Raw genomic sequence first — 20485 nt, forward strand, 5'->3', positions numbered from 1 at the left:
TCCGGCCTCCGCGAGCTGACAGCGCCGTCCGCCCCGCCCTCGCGTCACTGTGCCTTCGAATGAGAGGCGACCCACCATGCCCCTGCATGTCCCCCCGGCTCCCGCGCCCGCACTGCGTTCCGTCCTGACCGCACTGTCCTCCCCCACCGCGGTCAGCGAGGCCCGAACTCCCTCCCTCCTCGGTGCCGAGGGGATCGCTTCGCCCGAACTGCCGCTGCCCGTGCACGTCCTGGACCGGGTCACCACCGAGGGCGTGTCCGCGACGCGCCTGACTGGCTGGCGCTTCCTGATCCGCTGCGGCGACCGGGCGGTGGCCGCGGCGGACACCGTACTCACCCCCGACGGCTGGACCTTCTCCCGCTTCTTCGAGGGCCCCTACATCGCCTCCACCGAACTGGCCCTGCGCCAGGCCGAGGCCCTGCCGCAGTCGTACCAGCCCCGGCTGCTGTCGGTACCCGGCCTCTACATGCTGGCCCTCTGGCTGCACGGCGACCGCACCGCGGACGGCGCCACCGGCCATCCGGCAGCCACCGACCTGCTCGTCCCGCTCGCCCCGGCACCGCCCGGCATCGCGGCCCACCGCCCGTACCGGGCCGCCGAACTCCTCCCGGTGCTGACCCACCGGGTCACGCCCGACCGGCTGCTCGGCTCGCCCGCCTGACGTCTCTCACCTCGCGCGAGCCCTCTTTCCGCGCCCTTGCCCCTCCCGCACCTCCTTCTCCCGCGCCTCGCTCTTCCGTGCACCGCCGCCGGACCGCCGGCGGCGGTGCACGCCCTCACCGGAACCACGAGGAAGCCCGACGTGGCCCTGGGCACCGGAGCAACCGGAGCCCAGGACCGGACTAGCCTCATCCGGCCATGCGGAACCACCCGAAGTGACAGGGCAGTTGAGCTGAACCGTCCACCAGGGTGACGCGTCATCAATCTGTGAAGGGCGGTGCCGCGAAATCCCTGCGGATCGCCGCCCGAGGGGCAACACTTGTTTCCGACCGGCCTGTCTCAACGGGCCCATCACAACGGGGGGCGGCCATGAACGAAGCTTCACGCCGCGGAACTGAAACGACAGCCAGCCCACAGGTCACGCCAGAGCGAAAGATCCCATCCATGTGCCAGCACCAGTCACCCTGCCCCGCAGCCGATTCCGCCGACCGGGAGTCCGCCCGCCTCGTGGCGCACCACCCGGAGCAGGGCTGGAGCCTGCTGTGCAACGGTGTCGTGCTCTTCGAGGACACCGGTGAACTCCTGCCCGACGGCAGGTGCATCGCCCCGCAGCGCTCCCGGGGCGCCATCCAGGTGATGACCACCGCCTAGCTTTGCCGGGCGGAGCGGAGCCCGCCCGCCCACGGAACACCAGGGGCCGGACCACGGGACTCCCGCGACCCGGCCCCGACGCGCATCCAGATCTGTCACACTCCGTCACGTACCGGGCGCGTGTGCGTCACCCCTTGGTCACGCCCGCGGTCAGGCCGCCGACGAGCCGGCGCTCGGCGACCGAGGAGAAGGCGAGCACGGGAACCATGGCCAGGACGAGGTAGGCAAAGACACGCGCGGTGTCCGCGGAATACTGGTCCTGGAACCGCTGGACGCCCATGGGGATGGTCCACACAGCTTGTCGTCGAGGAGGTAGGGCTCCTTGGCGACCGGCAGCAGACCGTCGGCGAACGCCTTGGTGGAGCCGGTGAGGTCCTCGACGAGCCCCGCGTCGACCTGCTGCTCGAGTACGCCGCCGCCCCAGGTGTGGAAGATGTCCGGCAGCTTCCCGGAAGCGGTCAGCGCGGTCGTCTTGGACTTGTAGGCGTCGTTCTCGAGCTGCACGATCTTTGTCTTGACCACCGGCACTCCGGACCACGGCTCCTTCGGAGGTCCGGTTCGAAGCGGCCGATCAGTGCGCGACGACGATCCCCAAGACGCCGGGCGGCGCCGCATCACTTCCGCCGAGGCATGCAAAACTTTCGGATCATCCGGCGAACCTTACGGTCGAGGGTGCGGAACCACTCACCCTCATCGCCCCCGCGCCGCCCGGCCCCGCCGCCCGCCCTATCGTGATCGGCATGCAGTCCTACACGATCGGCCAGGCAGCGCGGCTGCTCGGCGTCAGCCCGGACACCGCTCGCCGCTGGGCGGACGCGGGCCGGGTCACCACCCACCGCGACGAAGGCGGACGGCGGCTCATCGACGGGCGGGACCTGGCCGCGTTCTCCGTGGACCTCGCGAAGGCCGGCACGGCCGAGGAGGGCACGCCGTACACCTCGGCGCGCAACGCCTTTCCCGGCATCGTCACGGCGATCAAGCTCGGCGACGTGGCCGCCCAGGTCGAGATCCAGGCGGGCCCGCACCGACTGGTCTCGCTGCTGACCCGCGAGGCCGTCGAGGAGCTCGGGCTGGAGGTCGGCATGGAGGCCACGGCGCGGGTGAAATCGACAAACGTCCATATCGACCGTGCCTGACGCACGGCAACGGCCCCGCGCCTGCCCTGGGCCCGGGCCCCGCAGGGCAGGCGGGGGACGACGAAGGGCTCCGCCCCGGCCGCATGGCCGAAGCGGAGCCCTTCCACTCCTCGGTACGGGTCCCGCTTACAGGTACCGGTACCGGGCGTTGCTCCTCGGTCGCCGGTCCCGGCCCCGTGGGGCCCCGCCGCGTCAGTCCTCGTACGCCTCCAGCGGCGGGCAGGAGCACACCAGGTTGCGGTCGCCGAAGGCCTGGTCGACGCGGCGCACCGGCGGCCAGTACTTGTCGGCGGCACTCACGCCGGTCGGGAAGACGGCTTCCTGACGGCTGTACGCGTGCTCCCACTCCCCACCGAGCGCGGCGGCGGTGTGCGGGGCGTTGCGCAAGGGGTTGTCGTCCGCCGGCCACTCGCCGGAGCCGACCTTCTCGATCTCCGCGCGAATCGCGATCATCGTCTCGCAGAACCGGTCGAGTTCGGCCAGGTCCTCGGACTCGGTCGGCTCGATCATCAGCGTCCCGGCCACCGGGAACGACATCGTCGGCGCGTGGAAGCCGTAGTCGATCAGCCGCTTGGCCACGTCGTCCACGCTCACGCCGGTCGCCTTGGTCAGGGGGCGCAGGTCGATGATGCACTCGTGCGCGACCAGCCCGCCGGGACCGGTGTACAGCACGGGGTAGTGCGGCTCGAGGCGCTTGGCGATGTAGTTGGCGCTGAGTACCGCCACCTGGGTGGCCCGCTTGAGCCCCTCGCCGCCCATCAGCCGGACGTACGCCCACGAGATGGGCAGGATCCCCGCCGAGCCCCACGGCGCCGCCGAGATGGGCCCGATCCCGGTCTCCGGCCCGGCTTCGGGCTGCAGCGGGTGGTTCGGCAGGTACGGCGCCAGGTGCGCCCGCACGCCGACCGGGCCGACGCCGGGACCTCCGCCGCCGTGCGGGATGCAGAAGGTCTTGTGCAGGTTCAGGTGCGAGACGTCCCCGCCGAAGTGTCCGGGCTTGGCCAGCCCGACCAGCGCGTTGAGGTTCGCGCCGTCCACGTACACCTGGCCGCCGGCCTCGTGCACGGCCGCGCAGATGTCGGCGACGTGCTCCTCGAACACCCCGTGCGTCGAGGGGTAGGTGATCATCAGCACCGAGAGCTCGTCGCGGTACCGCTCGATCTTCGCGCGCAGGTCGTCGACGTCGACCTCGCCGTCCTCGGCCGTCTTCACGACGACGACCTTCATGCCGGCCATGACGGCGCTGGCGGCATTGGTGCCGTGCGCGGAGGACGGGATGAGGCAGACGGTGCGCTGGTCGTCGCCGTTGGCCCGGTGGTAGCCGCGGACGGCGAGCAGCCCGGCCAGTTCGCCCTGGGAACCCGCGTTGGGCTGGAGGCTCACCTTGTCGTAGCCGGTGACCTCCGCGAGCCGGTCCTCCAGCTCGTGGATGAGCGTGAGGTAGCCCTGGGCCTGTCCGGCCGGCGCGAAGGGGTGCAGCTGCCCGAACTCGGGCCAGGTGATGGGCTCCATCTCCGCGGTCGCGTTGAGCTTCATGGTGCAGGAGCCCAGCGGGATCATGCCGCGGTCCAGCGCGTAGTCGCGGTCGGCGAGCCTGCGCAGGTAGCGCAGCATCGCGGTCTCGGAGCGGTGCTGGTGGAAGACGGGGTGCGTCAGGTACTCGTCGGCGCGCAGCAGGGCGTCCGGGAGGGTGTTCCGCGCGGCCGCGTCCAGGGATTCGACGTCTCCCTCGACACCGAAGGCGCTCCACACGGCGGCGAGCCGGTCGCGCGTGGTGGTCTCGTCGCAGGCGATCGAGACGAGGTCGGCGTCGACGAGGTGCAGGTTGACGCCGTTGTCCCGGGCGGCGGCCACGACCTCGGCGGCCCGCCCCGGGACCCGGACGGTCAGCGTGTCGAAGTAGGAACCGTGGACGATCTCCACGCCGCCGGCCCGGAGCCCTTCGGCGAGGACCGTCGCGTAGCGGTGGGTGCGCCACGCGATCGTCCTCAGCCCCTCGGGGCCGTGGTAGACGGCGTACATGCCGGCCATGACCGCGAGCAGCACCTGGGCGGTACAGATGTTGCTGGTGGCCTTCTCGCGGCGGATGTGCTGCTCGCGGGTCTGGAGCGCGAGCCGGTAGGCCCTGTTCCCGTCCGCGTCGACGGAGACGCCGACGAGCCGGCCGGGCAGGCTGCGCGCCATCTTCTCCTGCACGGCCATGTATCCGGCGTGCGGTCCGCCGAATCCCATCGGTACGCCGAAGCGCTGCGTCGTGCCGACCGCGATGTCCGCGCCGAGTTCGCCGGGGGACGTCAGCAGCGTGAGGGCGAGCAGATCGGCGGCGACGGTGACGAGCGCGCCCAGCTCGTGCGCCCGGTCGATCACCGGCTTGATGTCGCGTACGGCACCGGAGGCGCCCGGGTACTGGATCAGCACGCCGTTGATCTCACGCTCGGCGACCTCGGCGGGGATGCCCTCGCTCAGGTCGGCGACGACGACCTCGACGCCGGCCGGCTCGGCTCGGGTCCGGAGGACGGCGACGGTCTGGGGCAGCGCGTCCGCGTCGACCAGGAACAGGCCCTTCTTGTTCTTGCCCATGCGGCGAGACAGCGCCATCGCCTCGGCGGCCGCGGTGCCCTCGTCGAGCAGGGAGGCACCGGAGGTCGGGAGGCCGGTGAGCTCGGCGACCGTGGTCTGGAAGTTCAGCAGCGCCTCGAGCCGTCCCTGCGAGATCTCGGGCTGGTACGGCGTGTAGGCCGTGTACCAGGCGGGATTCTCCATGACGTTCCGCAGGATGACGGGCGGTGTGAAGGTCCCGTAGTACCCCAGCCCGATCATGGAGCCGAGCACCTCGTTGCGGTCGGCCAGCGACTGCAGCTCGGCCAGCACCTCGGGCTCGGTCCGGGCGCCCGGCAGATCCAGCGCGTCGGCGTTCTTGATCACATCCGGGACCGCGGCGGCCGTCAGCTCGTCGAGCGAGCCGTAGCCGACCTGCGCGAGCATCTTGGCGCGGGCCTCGTGGTCGGGGCCGATGTGACGCTGCTCGAAGGGCGTTCCCTGTTCGAGCTCGGAGAGGGGAATGCGATGGGCGGTCATGTGCGGAGGCCTCCTGGTCCGACGACCTTCGAGGGGCACCATGGCGGGTGCCCGGACGGCCTCCCCCTCTGTCATCTCAACCTGAGAGCTTCACCGGCCGCCTGGGGCGGCCGGCTTTCACCGTCGGTGAGAGCGGGAGCCGTCGACACCCGCTCTGCTTTCCAGAGTGACCTCGTCCATGCGGTACGTGGGCCTGAGAGATTCCGGGGAGGATTTGCTCCTTCGGCGCCCTCCTATGGTGCAAAGAGGGCTCTCCCGCACGGGGTCAGCAGCCGCTGCCAGGGTACCAGCGAGGGCAAGACCCGGACTTTCGAGTGGCCGCCCCGCCGATTGTGCCGTTTTGTAGTGCTGACGAATCCTTGCGACCCGTGGAGGGCCCGTGCAGACCGACATCGATCCGCGCAACCTGATCGGCCGCAAGGCGTTCGACCGCAACGGCAACCGGATCGGCACGATCGACGAGGTCTACCTCGACGACGCCACCGGCGTGCCGGAGTGGGCGGCGATACGCACCGGCTTGTTCAGCAGGGACGCCTTCGTCCCCCTGGAGCCGAGCGAGCTGATCGACGGCGGCCTCCACATCCCCTTCGAACGCGCTCTGATCAAGGACGCCCCCGACTTCGGTGTGGGCCGCCATCTCTCCCCGGAGCAGGAACTCCAGCTCTACCACCACTACGGCCTGGACACGGCCCCCCCGGCCCCGCTCCCGGACCACGACTTCGGCAGGCTCGCCGGCAGGGACGACTCCGCCTGACGAGATCACCCGCGGCGCACCCGAGCCACCGCCCCCGTACCGGCCCTTGAACCCTGGCTGCCCCGGGCGGCCCGGCCGTCCCGGGTACTCCGGGCGTCGCCGTCGGCCCCGCCGTGGGCGCCCTCACCGCCCCGGCCGTCACCGCCCTGACCGTTCTCGCCGCTCGGGTCTCCCCCGCCGTCCTCGCTGTCCCCGGGGCTTCGCTCCACCAACGGCAGCGGATCCGCGGGGTGCAGGTCCCGGTCGTCGGTCCGGAAGGTCCTCACCCGCCCCGGCGCCGACCCGGGCGTCTCGAACCGCACCGTGACCCGCCCGAGGCCGCTGCCCTGGACCCACCCATGGCCGTACTCGCTGTGCCTTACGTCGTGCCCGGCCGGCCAGCGCCGCTCGGCGCCCGCCTGTTGCCGTTCTTCCACGGGCACCGCCGCCTCCGCTTCCTCGCCCGGCGGCTCCTTGTCCGGCTCCCCCGCCGCCTGCGCGAACAGGTCCTCCTGCGTGTAGTCGGCGAGCCCGCTGACCCCCACGCCCAGCAGCCGCACGCCGCCCGTCGTGTCGACCGAGTCCAGCAGCCGCGCCGCCGCCTCACGCACCACCGCCGGATCGTCCGTGGGCCCCCGCAGGGTCTCGGAGCGGGTGAGCGTCGAGAAGTCGTACCGCCGCACCTTCAGCACGATGGTCCGTCCCGACAACCCCGCTGTCCTCAGCCGGCGCACACAGCGGTCCGCGAGGCGCTGCACCTCCACCCCGACCCGCACCCGGTCGTGGATGTCCACGTCGTAGGTGTCCTCGACCGACACCGACTTCGTCTCCCGCTCGGCCACCACGGACCGATCGTCCTTCGCCAGGGACATGGCGTGCAGGGCATGTCCGTGTGCCTTGCCGAGCAGGCGTACCAGCTCGTCCTCTCCCGCCTCGGCGAGGTCCCCGACCGTGTGGATGCCGACCCGCCGCAGGTGGTCGCCGGTGGCCGGTCCGACACCCGGCAGTGTCCGGACCGGCAGAGGCGCCAGCAGGGCCCGCTCGGTCCCCGGCTCGATCAGCACCAGCCCGTCCGGCTTGGCCTGCTCCGAGGCGATCTTCGCCAGCATCTTGGAGGCCGCCAGCCCCACCGATCCGGTGAGTCCCGTGACCGCCCGTATGTCCGCGCGCAGCTTCGCGCCGGCCAGCCGGGCGGACCGCTCGTCCCAGGCCGCCCCTCCGGCCTCCAGATCCACGAACGCCTCGTCCAGGCTCAACGGTTCCACCAGGGGCGACAGCGCCCGCAGCAGCTCCATCACCTGGCCGCTGATCGACCGGTAGAAAGCGAAGCGGGGGACGAGATACGCCGCGTTCGGCGCGAGCCGCCGCGCCTGCGCCATGGGCAGCGCTGAACGGACACCGAAGACCCGGGCCTCGTACGAGGCGGTGGCGACCACACCGCGCGGCCCGAGCCCGCCCACGATCACGGCCTTCCCGCGCAGGCTCGGCTTGGACGCCTGCTCCACCGAGGCGAAGAAGGCGTCCATGTCGAGATGCAGGACTGTGGGCGCGGATCTCACATCCCCGATGCTGCCCTACGCCACTGACAATGCCCCGCCGGGCGTGCCGCCGCCCCGGACAGTGCGGACCGCCCGGCCGTGCAGACTGCTCAGACGGCGCGGTTGCGCCGCCTCGCCAGCTCGTCCGCCGGGTTGGGGCCGATCAGCGTCTCCCCGGTGTCGACGCGCTCCCCGTGCAACTGCGACAGCGCGCTCTCGACGTCCCGCCACACCACGCCCACGGCGATCCCGAAGATCCCCTGGCCGCCCTGGAGCAGGGCATGGACCTCGTCCGGCGTGCCGCACTCGTAGACCGTGGCGCCGTCGCTCATCAGCGTCATGCGCTCCAGGTCGCGGAAGCCCCCCTCCCGCAGGTGCTGGACGGTGGTACGGATGTTCTGCAGTGAGACACCGGTGTCCAGGAACCGCTTGACGATCTTCAGGACGACGACGTCCCGGAAGCTGTACAGCCGCTGTGTCCCCGAGCCATGGGCGGGCCTCACACTCGGCTCGACCAGCCCCGTGCGAGCCCAGTAGTCCAGTTGCCGGTAGGTGATGCCGGCGGCCGCGCAGGCCGTCGGGCCCCGGTAGCCGATCTCCTCGGACGCCATGGACGTCGCCGCCCCTCCGCTGCTCGGCACGGCCGCCGGTCGCTGCGGAGCAGGATCGGCCGCGCTGCCGTGATGGGCATACGCCCCGCTCGCGCGGAGCTGAGAGCCTGGGGGAGGGTACGGACCGCTCACCCCGAGACCATGTCCGGGGGCACCCCCAGCCGTACCGTCGCCGGTGCTTCTCACGCCGACCTCCGTCCTTGACCTGCCTCCCCGACGGTAGGCAGTCACCAAGGGTGCGTCAACGATCGCCACACTCGGCACGCCGAGTGATAATCACCCTAAGAGTGGTTTCCCGTGCCCCACCGCGGGGAAAGGCTAGCCGAATGCCCTCCGCGCGGGCCGCGCGAGGCTCTCACGCACCGCGGTTCCGAGCGGCATCCGGCGGGACGGCCGCCGCCCCTCACTGGCTGCTGGAGCCGAAATCCTCCGGCGAGATCTGGTCGAGGAACTCGCGGAACTTCTCCACCTCGTCCTCCTGCTCGTCCGGGATGGCGATCCCCGCGTCGTCGAGCACCGTGTCGCTGCCATAGATCGGCGTACCCGTACGCAGCGCCAGCGCTATGGCGTCGGACGGCCGGGCACTCACCTCGACCCCGCTGGCGAAGACCAGCTCCGCGTAGAAGACACCCTCGCGCAGGTCTGTGATGCGCACTTCCGTGAGCTCCTGGCCGACGGCTTCCAGAACGTCCTTGAAGAGGTCGTGGGTCAGCGGGCGCGCGGGAGCCATACCCTGCTGGGCGAAGGCGATGGCCGTGGCCTCCCCCGGGCCGATCCAGATGGGGAGGTACCGGTCGCCTCCCACTTCACGCAGCAGCACGATCGGTTGGTTCGAGGGCATTTCGACCCGGACACCTACGACATCGAGCTCGTTCACACAGTAACCCTAGGCCGTGCCCGGGACGTTTGGGTAGTCGGGCCCGGATCGGGCGGCCGATCCGGACCCTTCTCGCCTCAGGGCAGCCGCACCCCGAGCGCCGCGCTCACCAGCGCGGCGTGCAACTTCACCGTGAGACCGGCGAGCTCCTTCGTACGCGCCTCCGCGTGCGCCCTGGTCTGCGGGTTGCGGTGCCGTTTGAGCGGGGCGACGACCTGGTCGACCAGTCCGGCCTCCCGGTCGGCGGCGGCCTTCATCGCCCTCAGGTGCCGCGGCTCGATCCCGAACCGCCCCAGCTCGGTGAGGAGGCCGGCGACGGTGACCGCCTCGGCGTCGTACACCTCGTCCTCGACCGGCGCGAGCAGCCCGTACGACTCCCACTCCGCGAGCTGCTGCTGGTCGACGCCGGCCGCCGCCAGCAACTGGGCCCTCCCGATCCGGGCCGCTGTCGCGCGCGGGTCGGCGGACGGCTCAGGGCCGGTTTCCCCGTCCCGCGGCCGGGCCAGTGCCGGAAGCGGGAGGGCCTCGCCGCGCTCCATGGCGTCCAGGTGCTCGCGGATCACCTTGAGCGGCAGATAGTGGTCCCGCTGCATCCTCAGGACATGGCCGAGACGCTCCACGTCCCCGGCGCTGAACTTGCGGTACCCCGAGGGGGTCCGCTGCGGCTCGATGAGCCCCTCCGACTCCAGGAAGCGGATCTTGGAGATGGTGACTTCGGGGAATTCCTCGCGCAGCACGTTCAGCACCGTGCCGATACTCATCAGTCCAGTTTCCGCGGCGGCGGTACCGTGCCCGGCACCGCCGCTCGGTGTATGAAGCATGGACCTTCCCTGGGGTCAGGGTGTCCCGGACGGAGTCCGGGGAGGGTCAGTAACCCCGCTGGCTCGCGTAGAAGACCAGCCGGTACTTGCCGATCTGCACCTCGTCACCGTTCGACAGACCGACCTGGTCGATCCGCTCGCGGTTGACGTACGTGCCGTTCAGGCTGCCCACGTCGGCCACGGTGAACGAACCGTCCTGGCTGCGGCGGAACTCCACGTGCCGACGGGAGACCGTCACGTCGTCCAGGAAGATGTCGCTCTGCGGGTGGCGTCCGGCCGTGGTCAGATCGCCGTCCAGCAGAAAGCGGCTGCCCGAGTTCGGCCCGCGGCGCACGACCAGGAGCGCGGACCCCATCGGCAGCGCGTCGACGGCCGCCTGCGCCTCCGGGGACAGCGTCGGCACCTGCGTCTGGCCGGTGACCTCGGCGTCGTACGCCTCGAGACCGGAGATGGAGATGGTGGACGTCGTCTCGGAGGGACGCTCCGGGACGGCTCCGGGCCTGAGCGGGGCTCCACAGTTCGAACAGAAACGGCTGTTCTCCGCGTTGCGGTTACCGCACCTCGTGCACACCAAGGCCGACATGGACGGATCCTCCTGCCCACCGGGGGCCTGGGACGCGTACGGGGCGGAGAACCCTCCACCCGTACCTGAGGTTGACGGTTGCCCGAAACCTATGCCGCTCGACTGCGCAGGGTCAACCGACGGCGCGCCCTGGCCTCCTGCAACGTTCTCACCCGGACCGCCGACCTGATCCCGGTACAGCGGACGCGGTGCCTCCGCGTCGGGCTGTGCGCGATGACGAGCGGTCGCATTGTCGCGGCCTTCTCGCGCGCTCTTGCCGAACAACTTCCCAAACAACTTCACGGGCGATTCCCCTTGACCTCAACAGACCCGCCCGTGGGGCAGGACGAACCCTGACTGAACACACTGGCCGACCCGGACATCCTCACAACGTCCGTATCCACCAGACAGTTTCCACCACGCACCACCCATTCGGTGCGGCGACCCCCCGCAACCTCTTGCTCTCGCCGGTCGCCCTCCATGCACCCCCGGTTCACTGCGAGGACGACCGAGCGTAGCCAGGCTGCTTCGCCGACCGCAAGGCATCCACGACGATCTTGGTCGATCGCTCCACCGAGGCGGTGGCCTGTTCCTTCTCGAGAGTCTGCACCACTCCTCCAGGGATGTTGAGCGCCGGCTCGAGGTCCTGCGGCTTGCCGATGACCTTGAAACGATAGGGGGCGGTGATCTTGTTCCCGTCGACGCTCACTCCGTCGCCGGAATCCGACAGGTAGGTGCCCGCCACGACCCGTACGCCGTTCACCTGAATGGCCTCGGCGCCGGCCGCGCGCAGTTCCTGGACCGCGTCGAGCAGCATGTTCGACTCGACCATCCCCTTCGGGTCCTCGACGACCAACGTGATGCCGGGGCCCTGTGCAGCCACCGTGCCCGCCAGAATGCCGAGTTGGCGTTCCCTCTCGAGCGTCTGCCGGCGAGCCTCCTCGGCCTGGTCCGAGCTGTTCTCGAGCTCGTCGCGCTGCTCCTCGAGTCCTTGCTTCTCGTCCTCAAGACGCTCTGTACGGTCATCGAGTTCATCGAGGATGCGGACGAGATCCTCCTGGCGTGCGCCGCGCAGGGCACTGTCGCCCTCGCTGTTCGAGGCCACCTGGACGGCCAGTCCGAAGCCCAGGCCGAACAGCAGGAGAGCGACGATGAGTTGGGCCCGGGTGATCCGTGGCGGCCACAGGCCTTTCACCAGCCGCTGCCGTCCGGACAGATCGGATCCCAGCCGCTCCGGCGGCGCCTCCTCCTCCGTGGACGCGGAGGAGGCGCTCGCGGGCGCCTCGTCGGGCAGTTCCTTCCGGAAGCTGTCACCGGTCGCCGCGGCGGGACGCGGCGCGGGAGCGGGACGCGGCGCGGGAGCGGGGGTCGGTGCCGGAGCGGGGGTCGGTGCCGGAGCGGGGGTCGGTGCCGGAGCGGGGGTCGGTGCCGGAGCGGGGGTCGGTGCCGGAGCGGGGGTCGGTGCCGGAGCGGGGCGGGGCGGGGACTCCTGGCGGGCTCCGGGGTCCGTGTGCGGTCCGGCCGGCGGCTCGGGCGTCATCCTGTCGTCCTGACGGGGGTGCTTGTGCTCGGGCTCGTGGTCCTGGTCGCTCATCGGTCTCACGCCCGGAAGACGTGCCGGCGGATCGCCGCGGCGTTGGAGAAGATCCGGATACCGAGGACGACCACCACGCCCGTGGACAGCTGGGCACCCACGCCCAGCTCATCGCCGAGGAAGACGATCAGCGCGGCAACGACCACGTTGGACAGGAACGACACGACGAAGACCTTGTCGTCGAAAATGCCGTCGAGCATGGCCCGCAGCCCGCCGAAGACGGCGTCGAGGGCCGCCACGACGGCGATCGGCAGGTACGGCTCGACGACCGCCGGAACCTCGGGCCGGACCAACAGGCCGACCACGACTCCCACGACGAGGCCCAGTACGGCGATCACGATGTGCCTTTCTCAGGTGCGGTCTCGGTTATCGGTTGAGCAGTTCGGACGATCACACTCGGTGCGGCGGGCAGCCGGAGGTCGTCCTCCACCGAGAGAGCGGTACGGATGTCGTAGTTCTCCTGCAGGGCATGCAGATACAGCCCGTCCGAGCTGTTCTGGAACCGGCTGCTCAACTGGCGGCCGTCCCCCACGGCGAAGACCGTGTACGGGGGTACCAGCGGCCTGTTGTCGACCAGTATCGCGTCTCCCGCCGCCCTGATCGCCGAGAGGGCGGTCAGCCGCTGCCCGTTGATGGAAATCGCCTCGGCGCCGGACTCCCACAGGCCATTGACCACACGCTGCATGTCCCGGTCGCGGACCCGCCCGGTGTCGGAGAACCCGGTGGTCGAACGAGCGTCGCCGTCTCCGCCGGTGCTCGTGTCCTTGGCGTCGTTCACCACGAGCTTCACGCCGGGCCCGTGCACCGCGACAGCGCCCGCCAGGACGCCCACCAGGTCGGTGCGGTTGCTCTGGCCGCTGCGCCTGAGCGCCTCGCGCTGCCGCGCGCTCACGTCGGCGCGGAGGGCGTCGATGCCGTCCTCGAGCTTGTCCGCCGCCTCGGTTTCCCGGTCGATCCTGTCGATCAGTTCCTCGCGCTCCTTGGCGACGACGGGAGCCTCAGCTCTGGCCTGCGCGGCTCCGACGGTCACCACCAGGGCCGCGAGGACCAGACCGCCGGCGAGCCCCAGTTTCGCCCTGAGGGTCTTCGGCATGCCTCCGGTGCCGTCGGCCTGCTTCCGCGCGGCAGCCTCGGCGTATCCCTCGTCGAGGCTGTGGTCCATCACGTTGGTGATCAACGACATGGACGCGTCCGGACGCGGTAGCCGCTGGGGGGTGCTCCGAACGGGGGGTTGCTGCGGCATGCCGCACATCGTCGCATGCCGCGGGCGCTACCTCCGAACGGGCCTACGTGCGTGCCGGACAGGCCCCGTCGGGGACACTTGTCCGGCACGCACGCGGACCGCTCTTCGCCCGGTTCCGGCTACCGTCCGGCGCTGTCCACAACTGCTGCCCACTCGTCGAGCAGAGCCTGGGCGGAGGCGTCGTCGGGGCCCTCGGCCCACAGGTGGGTGACCGCCTCGGCCGGGTCGGGCAGCACCATCACCCAGCGGCCGTCGGCTTCCACCACACGCACACCGTCAGTGGTGTCCACGAAGCGGTCACCGGCCTCCTCGACGACCCGCCGCATCACGAGTCCCTTGACCGCCCACGGGGTCGCCAGGTCACGCCTGATCACGTGCGCACGCGGGATACGCGCATCGATCTGGCTGAGCGTGAGCTGCGTCCTGGCCACCAGGCCGATGAGCCGGACAAAGGCCGCGGTGCCGTCGTAGACCCTGTTGAACTCCGGAACGATGAAACCGCCCTTGCCGTCCCCGCCGAAGATCGTGCCCTCCTCACCGCCCACGCGGGTGAGGTCGTCGGGCGAGGTGGTCGTCCACTCCACCTGGGTGCCGTGGTAGGCCGCCACCTGCTCGGCGATCCTGGTGGTGGTCACGGGGAGCGCGACACGACCGCTGCGCCGCTCGGCCGCGATGAGGTCGAGCATGACGAGCAGCGCCCGGTCGTCCTCGATGATCCTCCCCTTCTCGTCGACGAGGGAGAGCCGCTCGCCGACCGGGTCGAACCGCACACCGAACGCGGCACGGGAGGATGCCACCATCTCGCCGAGCCGCACCAGTCCCGACCGCCGGACATCTGCCGTCTCGGTCGGCCTGGACTCGTCGAGCCCCGGGTTGATGGTCAGCGAGTCCACTCCGAGCTTGCCGAGCAGACTCGGCAGCACGAGCCCCGCGCTGCCGTTGGACGCGTCCACGACCACCTTCAGCCCGGACTCCGCGATTCCTGTGATGTCGACGTTCCGCAACAGCGAGCCGGTGTACGAGTCGAAGACACTCGCCGGGAAGTGCAGATCACCGATCTCGCCCGGGAACGCGCGCCGGTACTCCTGCCGCGCGAACACCCGGTCCAGTTTGCGCTGGCTGCCCTGCGAGAGGTCGGCGCCCTGCCCGTCGAAGAACATGATGTCGACGGAGTCCGGTACCCCGGGAGTGGTCCGGATCATGATGCCGCCCGCGCTGCCCCGGGCGGTCTGCTGCCGGGCCACGGGCAGCGGTACGTTCTCCAGGTCCCGTACGTCGATGGCGCTGGCCTGCAGCGCGGAGATGACCGCACGCTTCAGGGCTCGGGCACCGCGGGAGTGGTCCCGGGCGGTGGTGACCGTCGATCCCTTCTTCAGCGTCGTCGCATAGGCGCCGGCCAGCCGAACGGCAAGTTCAGGCGTGATCTCGACGTTCAGGATTCCCGACACCCCGCGGGCGCCGAAAAGGTGTGCCTGTCCTCTGGACTCCCAGATGACCGAGGTGTTGACGAACGCACCGGCCTCGATCGTCTTGAACGGGTAGACCCGTACATTGCCCTGGACAATGGATTCTTCACCGATCAGGCACTCGTCGCCGATGACGGCGCCGTCCTCGATTCGCGCCGCGCGCATGACGTCGGTGTTCCTGCCGAGCACGCAGCCCCTCAGGTTGCTGTGCGGTCCGATGTACACGTTGTCGTGGACGACGGCCCTGTGCAGGAAGGCCCCGCTCTTCACCACGACGTTGGATCCCACGACCGTGTGCTCACGTATCTCGGCGCCGGCTTCGACCTTGGCGTAGTCGCCGATGTAGAGCGGTCCGCGCAGCACGGCATCGGGATGTACTTCGGCGCCCTCGGCGACCCACACGCCCGGAGAGATCTCGAAACCGTCGATGTCGACGTCGACCTTGCCCTCGAGAACGTCGGCCTGCGCCTTCACATAGCTCTCGTGCGTGCCGACGTCCTCCCAGTAGCCCTCGGCGATGAAGCCGTAGATGGGCTTGCCTTCCTTCATCAGCTGCGGGAAGACGTCCCCGGACCAGTCGACGGGCACGTCGGGCTCGACATAGTCGAAGACCTCGGGCTCCATGACGTAGATCCCGGTGTTCACCGTGTCGGAGAAGACCTGTCCCCAGGTCGGCTTCTCCAGGAAGCGCTCGACCTTGCCTTCCTCGTCCACGATGGTGATACCGAATTCCAGCGGATTGGGCACCCGGGTCAGACAGACCGTGACCAGCGCACCCTTCTCCTTGTGGAAGTTGATCAGCTCGGTCAGGTCGAAATCCGTCAGCGCGTCGCCGGAGATGACGAGGAAGGTGTCGTCCTTCAGTGCCTCCTCGGCGTTCTTCACGCTCCCTGCGGTACCGAGTGGCTTCTCCTCATTGGCATAGGTGAGCTCCATTCCGAGCTCTTCACCGTCACCGAAATAGTTCTTGACGAGCGACGCCAGGAACTGGACAGTCACAACGGTTTCGTTGAGCCCATGCCTTTTGAGCAGCCGCAGAACGTGCTCCATGATCGGCTGATTGGCCACCGGCAGGAGCGGCTTGGGCATGCTTGAGGTCATAGGCCGAAGGCGCGTGCCTTCGCCCCCAGCCATCACGACGGCCTTCATGTCGGAAGCGTCCTCCTCTAAGAGACGACGGTCTAGCCGACTTCACCCGTCAAGATTGTCCCGCACTTTTCCACTGCGGGCCATCGCGCGACGTTGCGCGTGCCAATCAGCGAGTTCAGCCGGCCATGGCGTCCGCACGAACCAGGCGGCGGACCTGCACCACGTAGAGGACTCCTGCCCACCAATAGAGGGTTGTACCCCATCCGGCGAACGCCCATCCGAAAATAGCAGCGAGTGACGAGATCCAGCCACTACCGTCACTGAGCAGGAGCAACGGGAAGGCGTACATCAGGTTGAAGGTAGCTGCCTTCCCAAGGAAGTTCACCTGCGGGGGCGGATAGCCGTGCCGCCGGAGGATGCCCACCATCACCAGGAGAACCAGCTCACGGGCCAACAGTACGGCCGTCAACCAAAGCGGAAGAATCTCGCGCCAGGTGAGACCGACAAGGGTCGAAAGAATGTAGAGCCGGTCCGCCGCTGGATCCAGAAGCCGGCCGAGGCTGCTGATCTGGTTCCAACGGCGCGCGAGCTTGCCGTCCAGATAATCACTGACACCGCTCAGAGCGAGCACCAAGAGCGCCCAGCCGTCGCTCTTCGGGCCACCGAACTCCGGTCGGAGGATCAGCCACAGGAAGAGGGGCACGCCGAGAAGCCGCGCCATGCTGAGGATGTTCGGGATGGTGAGGACACGGTCCGTCTGGACGCGAGTCTCCTGGACCTCCACCCGGGGACCTCCTGGGGGAAAAGTATTGATGATGCTCATTGACCCTACCTCAAAACAAAAAAGCTCTGGCTCTCGGGCTGCGTGCCCAAGAGCCAGAGCTCTAAAAGGAGTTCGGCGGCGTCCTACTCTCCCACAGGGTCCCCCCTGCAGTACCATCGGCGCAATAAGGCTTAGCTTCCGGGTTCGGAATGTAACCGGGCGTTTCCCCTACGCTATGACCACCGAAACACTATGAAACAGACAACCGCACCATGTGTGGCACATGGGGTCGTTCGTGGTTTCAGAACCAACACAGTGGACGCGAGCAACTGAGGACAAGCCCTCGGCCTATTAGTACCGGTCAACTCCACACGTTACCGTGCTTCCATATCCGGCCTATCAACCCAGTCGTCTACTGGGAGCCTTACCCCATCAAGTGGGTGGGAGTCCTCATCTCGAAGCAGGCTTCCCGCTTAGATGCTTTCAGCGGTTATCCCTCCCGAACGTAGCCAACCAGCCATGCCCTTGGCAGGACAACTGGCACACCAGAGGTTCGTCCGTCCCGGTCCTCTCGTACTAGGGACAGCCCTTCTCAAGACTCCTGCGCGCGCAGCGGATAGGGACCGAACTGTCTCACGACGTTCTAAACCCAGCTCGCGTACCGCTTTAATGGGCGAACAGCCCAACCCTTGGGACCGACTCCAGCCCCAGGATGCGACGAGCCGACATCGAGGTGCCAAACCATCCCGTCGATATGGACTCTTGGGGAAGATCAGCCTGTTATCCCCGGGGTACCTTTTATCCGTTGAGCGACGGCGCTTCCACAAGCCACCGCCGGATCACTAGTCCCGACTTTCGTCCCTGCTCGACCCGTCGGTCTCACAGTCAAGCTCCCTTGTGCACTTACACTCAACACCTGATTACCAACCAGGCTGAGGGAACCTTTGGGCGCCTCCGTTACTCTTTAGGAGGCAACCGCCCCAGTTAAACTACCCATCAGACACTGTCCCTGATCCGGATCACGGACCCAGGTTAGACATCCAGCACGACCAGACTGGTATTTCAACGACGACTCCACCCGAACTGGCGTCCGAGTTTCAAAGTCTCCCAGCTATCCTACACAAGCCGAACCGAACACCAATATCAAACTGTAGTAAAGGTCCCGGGGTCTTTCCGTCCTGCTGCGCGAAACGAGCATCTTTACTCGTAGTGCAATTTCACCGGGCCTATGGTTGAGACAGTCGAGAAGTCGTTACGCCATTCGTGCAGGTCGGAACTTACCCGACAAGGAATTTCGCTACCTTAGGATGGTTATAGTTACCACCGCCGTTTACTGGCGCTTAAGTTCTCAGCTTCGCCACCCCGAAGAGTGACTAACCGGTCCCCTTAACGTTCCAGCACCGGGCAGGCGTCAGTCCGTATACATCGCCTTACGGCTTCGCACGGACCTGTGTTTTTAGTAAACAGTCGCTTCTCGCTGGTCTCTGCGGCCACACCCAGCTCAGAGGGAAAACCTCATCACCGGACATGGCCCCCCTTCTCCCGAAGTTACGGGGGCATTTTGCCGAGTTCCTTAACCATAGTTCACCCGAACGCCTCGGTATTCTCTACCTGACCACCTGAGTCGGTTTAGGGTACGGGCCGCCATGAAACTCGCTAGAGGCTTTTCTCGACAGCATAGGATCATCCACTTCGCCACAATCGGCTCGGCATCGGGTCTCACCCTTATGCCATCCGGATTTACCTGGATGACGGGCTACACCCTTACCCCGGGACAACCACCGCCCGGGCTGGACTACCTTCCTGCGTCACCCCATCACTCACCTACTACGGGTTGGGTTCGTCGGCTCCACCACTTTCCTTTCCCCGAAGGGTCCGGAACGGCTTCACGGACTTAGCATCGCCCGATTCAATGTTTGACGCTTCACAGCGGGTACCGGAATATCAACCGGTTATCCATCGACTACGCCTGTCGGCCTCGCCTTAGGTCCCGACTTACCCTGGGCAGATCAGCTTGACCCAGGAACCCTTGGTCAATCGGCGCACACGTTTCTCACGTGTGTATCGCTACTCATGCCTGCATTCTCACTCGTCAACCGTCCACCACTGCCTTCCGGCGCGGCTTCACCCGGCAGACGACGCTCCCCTACCCATCACAGCGGGCGTTGGCCCTATAGCTGCAATGACACGACTTCGGCGGTACGCTTGAGCCCCGCTACATTGTCGGCGCGGAATCACTAGACCAGTGAGCTATTACGCACTCTTTCAAGGGTGGCTGCTTCTAAGCCAACCTCCTGGTTGTCTGTGCGACTCCACATCCTTTCCCACTTAGCGTACGCTTGGGGGCCTTAGTCGATGCTCTGGGCTGTTTCCCTCTCGACCATGGAGCTTATCCCCCACAGTCTCACTGCCGCGTTCTCACTTGCCGGCATTCGGAGTTTGGCTAAGGTCAGTAACCCGGTAGGGCCCATCGCCTATCCAGTGCTCTACCTCCGGCAAGAAACACGCGACGCTGCACCTAAATGCATTTCGGGGAGAACCAGCTATCACGGAGTTTGATTGGCCTTTCACCCCTAACCACAGGTCATCCCCCAGGTTTTCAACCCTGGTGGGTTCGGTCCTCCACGAAGTCTTACCTCCGCTTCAACCTGCCCATGGCTAGATCACTCCGCTTCGGGTCTTGGGCATGCTACTGCGTCGCCCTGTTCGGACTCGCTTTCGCTACGGCTTCCCCACACGGGTTAACCTCGCAACACACCGCAAACTCGCAGGCTCATTCTTCAAAAGGCACGCAGTCACGACGTTGAGTGCAAGCACTCAACGCGACGCTCCCACGGCTTGTAGGCACACGGTTTCAGGTACTATTTCACTCCCCTCCCGGGGTACTTTTCACCATTCCCTCACGGTACTATCCGCTATCGGTCACCAGGGAATATTTAGGCTTGGCGGGTGGTCCCGCCGGATTCACACGGGATTTCTCGGGCCCCGTGCTACTTGGGTGTCTCTTCAACGAGCCGTTGACGTTTCGGCTACGGGGGTCTTACCCTCTGCGCCGGACCTTTCGCATGTCCTTCGCCTACATCAACGGTTTCTGACTCGCCTCATGGCCGGCAGACCATGAAATAAGAGATCCCACAACCCCGCATGCGCAACCCCTGCCGGGTCTCACACGCCTGCGGTTTGGCCTCATCCGGTTTCGCTCGCCACTACTCCCGGAATCACGGTTGTTTTCTCTTCCTGCGGGTACTGAGATGTTTCACTTCCCCGCGTTCCCTCCGCATACCCTATGTGTTCAGGTATGGGTGACAGCCCATGACGACTGCCGGGTTTCCCCATTCGGACACCCCCGGATCAAAGTCTGGTTGACGACTCCCCGGGGACTATCGTGGCCTCCCACGTCCTTCATCGGTTCCTGGTGCCAAGGCATCCACCGTGCGCCCTTAAAAACTTGGCCACAGATGCTCGCGTCCACTGTGCAGTTCTCAAACAACGACCAACCACCCGTCACACACCGCTGACGCGATGCTGTACCGGGGTCGGCACTGAAGGCAGCCGATACGGCCGTGCCCTCAGACACCCAACAGCGTGCCCGACCGGTCCCCGTCCGAGGATCGTGCTTTCCACACCCCCGGCAAGGGGGGCAGTACTCGCAGTCCTCGGCCC

Annotated in this window: 15 protein-coding genes, 2 rRNA genes, 2 pseudogenes and 1 riboswitch; of the genes and pseudogenes, 4 read left to right on the top strand and 15 right to left on the bottom strand. The window is 67.8% G+C overall.

Translation table 11 applies throughout. The annotated features are described in order from the left end of the window. Window positions 1-76 precede the first annotated feature (76 nt). Window positions 77-661 (top strand): hypothetical protein, encoded by a 585-nt coding sequence (locus tag OHB56_RS07825; RefSeq protein ID WP_406352384.1) that lies wholly within the window; start codon window positions 77-79, stop codon window positions 659-661. Window positions 662-1104: 443 nt separating this feature from the next. Then, window positions 1105-1311: a DUF5999 family protein gene (locus tag OHB56_RS07830; RefSeq protein ID WP_055596959.1), complete on the top strand. Its 207-nt coding sequence runs from the start codon at window positions 1105-1107 to the stop codon at window positions 1309-1311. 127 nt (window positions 1312-1438) lie between these two features. Here the strand turns inward: OHB56_RS07830 and OHB56_RS07835 are convergent. Both OHB56_RS07835 and OHB56_RS07840 read right to left on the bottom strand, forming a co-directional pair. Then, a pseudogene (locus OHB56_RS07835) lies at window positions 1439-1603 on the bottom strand (carbohydrate ABC transporter permease); the annotation flags it as partial. Continuing rightward, window positions 1600-1836, bottom strand: a pseudogene (locus OHB56_RS07840) (ABC transporter substrate-binding protein); the annotation flags it as partial. The pseudogenes OHB56_RS07840 and OHB56_RS07835, both read right to left, overlap by 4 nt. A 215-nt stretch (window positions 1837-2051) precedes the next feature. On the opposite strand from OHB56_RS07840, the gene OHB56_RS07845 reads away from it, so the two are divergent. Further along, entirely contained in the window at window positions 2052-2447 is a 396-nt protein-coding gene (locus OHB56_RS07845; RefSeq protein WP_326751615.1) for a helix-turn-helix transcriptional regulator, read from the top strand. A gap of 192 nt (window positions 2448-2639) precedes the next feature. Here the strand turns inward: OHB56_RS07845 and gcvP are convergent, their stop codons facing one another. Continuing rightward, complete coding sequence (gene gcvP, locus OHB56_RS07850) at window positions 2640-5525, bottom strand: aminomethyl-transferring glycine dehydrogenase (RefSeq protein WP_326751616.1); 2886 nt, start codon at window positions 5523-5525, stop codon at window positions 2640-2642. A 171-nt stretch (window positions 5526-5696) separates the two neighbouring features. Beyond that, a riboswitch (glycine riboswitch) is annotated at window positions 5697-5793 on the bottom strand. A gap of 111 nt (window positions 5794-5904) precedes the next feature. On the opposite strand from gcvP, the gene OHB56_RS07855 reads away from it, so the two are divergent. Continuing rightward, complete coding sequence (locus tag OHB56_RS07855; RefSeq protein ID WP_055596964.1) at window positions 5905-6279, top strand: PRC-barrel domain-containing protein; 375 nt, start codon at window positions 5905-5907, stop codon at window positions 6277-6279. Between the two features lie 5 nt (window positions 6280-6284). Here the strand turns inward: OHB56_RS07855 and OHB56_RS07860 are convergent, their stop codons facing one another. The 12 genes from OHB56_RS07860 to OHB56_RS07915 form a co-directional block, all read right to left on the bottom strand. Further along, complete coding sequence (locus OHB56_RS07860) at window positions 6285-7817, bottom strand: DNA polymerase IV (protein ID WP_406352386.1); 1533 nt, start codon at window positions 7815-7817, stop codon at window positions 6285-6287. Window positions 7818-7906: 89 nt separating this feature from the next. Continuing rightward, window positions 7907-8593: a MerR family transcriptional regulator gene (locus OHB56_RS07865; protein WP_079035191.1), complete on the bottom strand. Its 687-nt coding sequence runs from the start codon at window positions 8591-8593 to the stop codon at window positions 7907-7909. Window positions 8594-8810: 217 nt separating this feature from the next. Further along, window positions 8811-9284 carry a bifunctional nuclease family protein gene (locus OHB56_RS07870; protein WP_003988851.1) on the bottom strand — a complete coding sequence of 158 codons (474 nt, stop codon included), beginning with the start codon at window positions 9282-9284 and terminating at the stop codon, window positions 8811-8813. A gap of 77 nt (window positions 9285-9361) precedes the next feature. Beyond that, a complete protein-coding gene (locus tag OHB56_RS07875) occupies window positions 9362-10105 on the bottom strand; it encodes a MerR family transcriptional regulator (RefSeq protein ID WP_326751618.1) in 744 nt (247 codons plus the stop codon). A gap of 46 nt (window positions 10106-10151) precedes the next feature. After that, complete coding sequence (locus tag OHB56_RS07880; RefSeq protein WP_079035192.1) at window positions 10152-10970, bottom strand: FHA domain-containing protein; 819 nt, start codon at window positions 10968-10970, stop codon at window positions 10152-10154. 190 nt (window positions 10971-11160) lie between these two features. Next, window positions 11161-12207, bottom strand: a complete 1047-nt coding sequence (locus OHB56_RS07885; protein WP_406358966.1) for a DUF881 domain-containing protein — start codon at window positions 12205-12207, stop codon at window positions 11161-11163. A 59-nt stretch (window positions 12208-12266) separates the two neighbouring features. Then, the gene (locus OHB56_RS07890) at window positions 12267-12599 is read right to left on the bottom strand and encodes a small basic family protein (protein ID WP_055597844.1); all 333 of its coding nucleotides are present in this window, start codon (window positions 12597-12599) and stop codon (window positions 12267-12269) included. Further along, a complete protein-coding gene (locus tag OHB56_RS07895) occupies window positions 12596-13444 on the bottom strand; it encodes a DUF881 domain-containing protein (RefSeq protein ID WP_326751620.1) in 849 nt (282 codons plus the stop codon). The genes OHB56_RS07890 and OHB56_RS07895 overlap by 4 nt, the downstream gene beginning before the upstream one ends. Before the next feature lie 179 nt (window positions 13445-13623). Continuing rightward, window positions 13624-16119, bottom strand: a complete 2496-nt coding sequence (locus OHB56_RS07900) for a mannose-1-phosphate guanyltransferase (protein WP_326751621.1) — start codon at window positions 16117-16119, stop codon at window positions 13624-13626. 115 nt (window positions 16120-16234) lie between these two features. Then, window positions 16235-16843 (bottom strand): CDP-alcohol phosphatidyltransferase family protein, encoded by a 609-nt coding sequence (locus tag OHB56_RS07905; protein ID WP_055692599.1) that lies wholly within the window; start codon window positions 16841-16843, stop codon window positions 16235-16237. 109 nt (window positions 16844-16952) lie between these two features. Continuing rightward, a 5S ribosomal RNA gene (rrf, locus tag OHB56_RS07910) occupies window positions 16953-17069 on the bottom strand. A gap of 84 nt (window positions 17070-17153) precedes the next feature. Continuing rightward, window positions 17154-20276: ribosomal RNA gene (locus OHB56_RS07915) — 23S ribosomal RNA — on the bottom strand. Between the last annotated feature and the right edge of the window lie 209 nt (window positions 20277-20485).

Source organism: Streptomyces sp. NBC_01635 (assembly GCF_045209715.1).
Classification (GTDB): domain Bacteria; phylum Actinomycetota; class Actinomycetes; order Streptomycetales; family Streptomycetaceae; genus Streptomyces; species Streptomyces hirsutus.

Bases quoted from the DNA above. Each gene is read 5' to 3' on its own strand.
- OHB56_RS07845 (WP_326751615.1), top strand. From the start codon at position 2,052: ATGCAGTCCTACACGATCGGCCAGGCAGCGCGGCTGCTCGGCGTCAGC.
- OHB56_RS07875 (WP_326751618.1), bottom strand. From the start codon at position 10,105: ATGCTTCATACACCGAGCGGCGGTGCCGGGCACGGTACCGCCGCCGCG.
- OHB56_RS07825 (WP_406352384.1), top strand. From the start codon at position 77: ATGCCCCTGCATGTCCCCCCGGCTCCCGCGCCCGCACTGCGTTCCGTC.
- gcvP (WP_326751616.1), bottom strand. From the start codon at position 5,525: ATGACCGCCCATCGCATTCCCCTCTCCGAGCTCGAACAGGGAACGCCC.
- OHB56_RS07900 (WP_326751621.1), bottom strand. From the start codon at position 16,119: ATGAAGGCCGTCGTGATGGCTGGGGGCGAAGGCACGCGCCTTCGGCCT.
- OHB56_RS07885 (WP_406358966.1), bottom strand. From the start codon at position 12,207: ATGACGCCCGAGCCGCCGGCCGGACCGCACACGGACCCCGGAGCCCGC.
- OHB56_RS07830 (WP_055596959.1), top strand. From the start codon at position 1,105: ATGTGCCAGCACCAGTCACCCTGCCCCGCAGCCGATTCCGCCGACCGG.
- OHB56_RS07895 (WP_326751620.1), bottom strand. From the start codon at position 13,444: ATGTCGTTGATCACCAACGTGATGGACCACAGCCTCGACGAGGGATAC.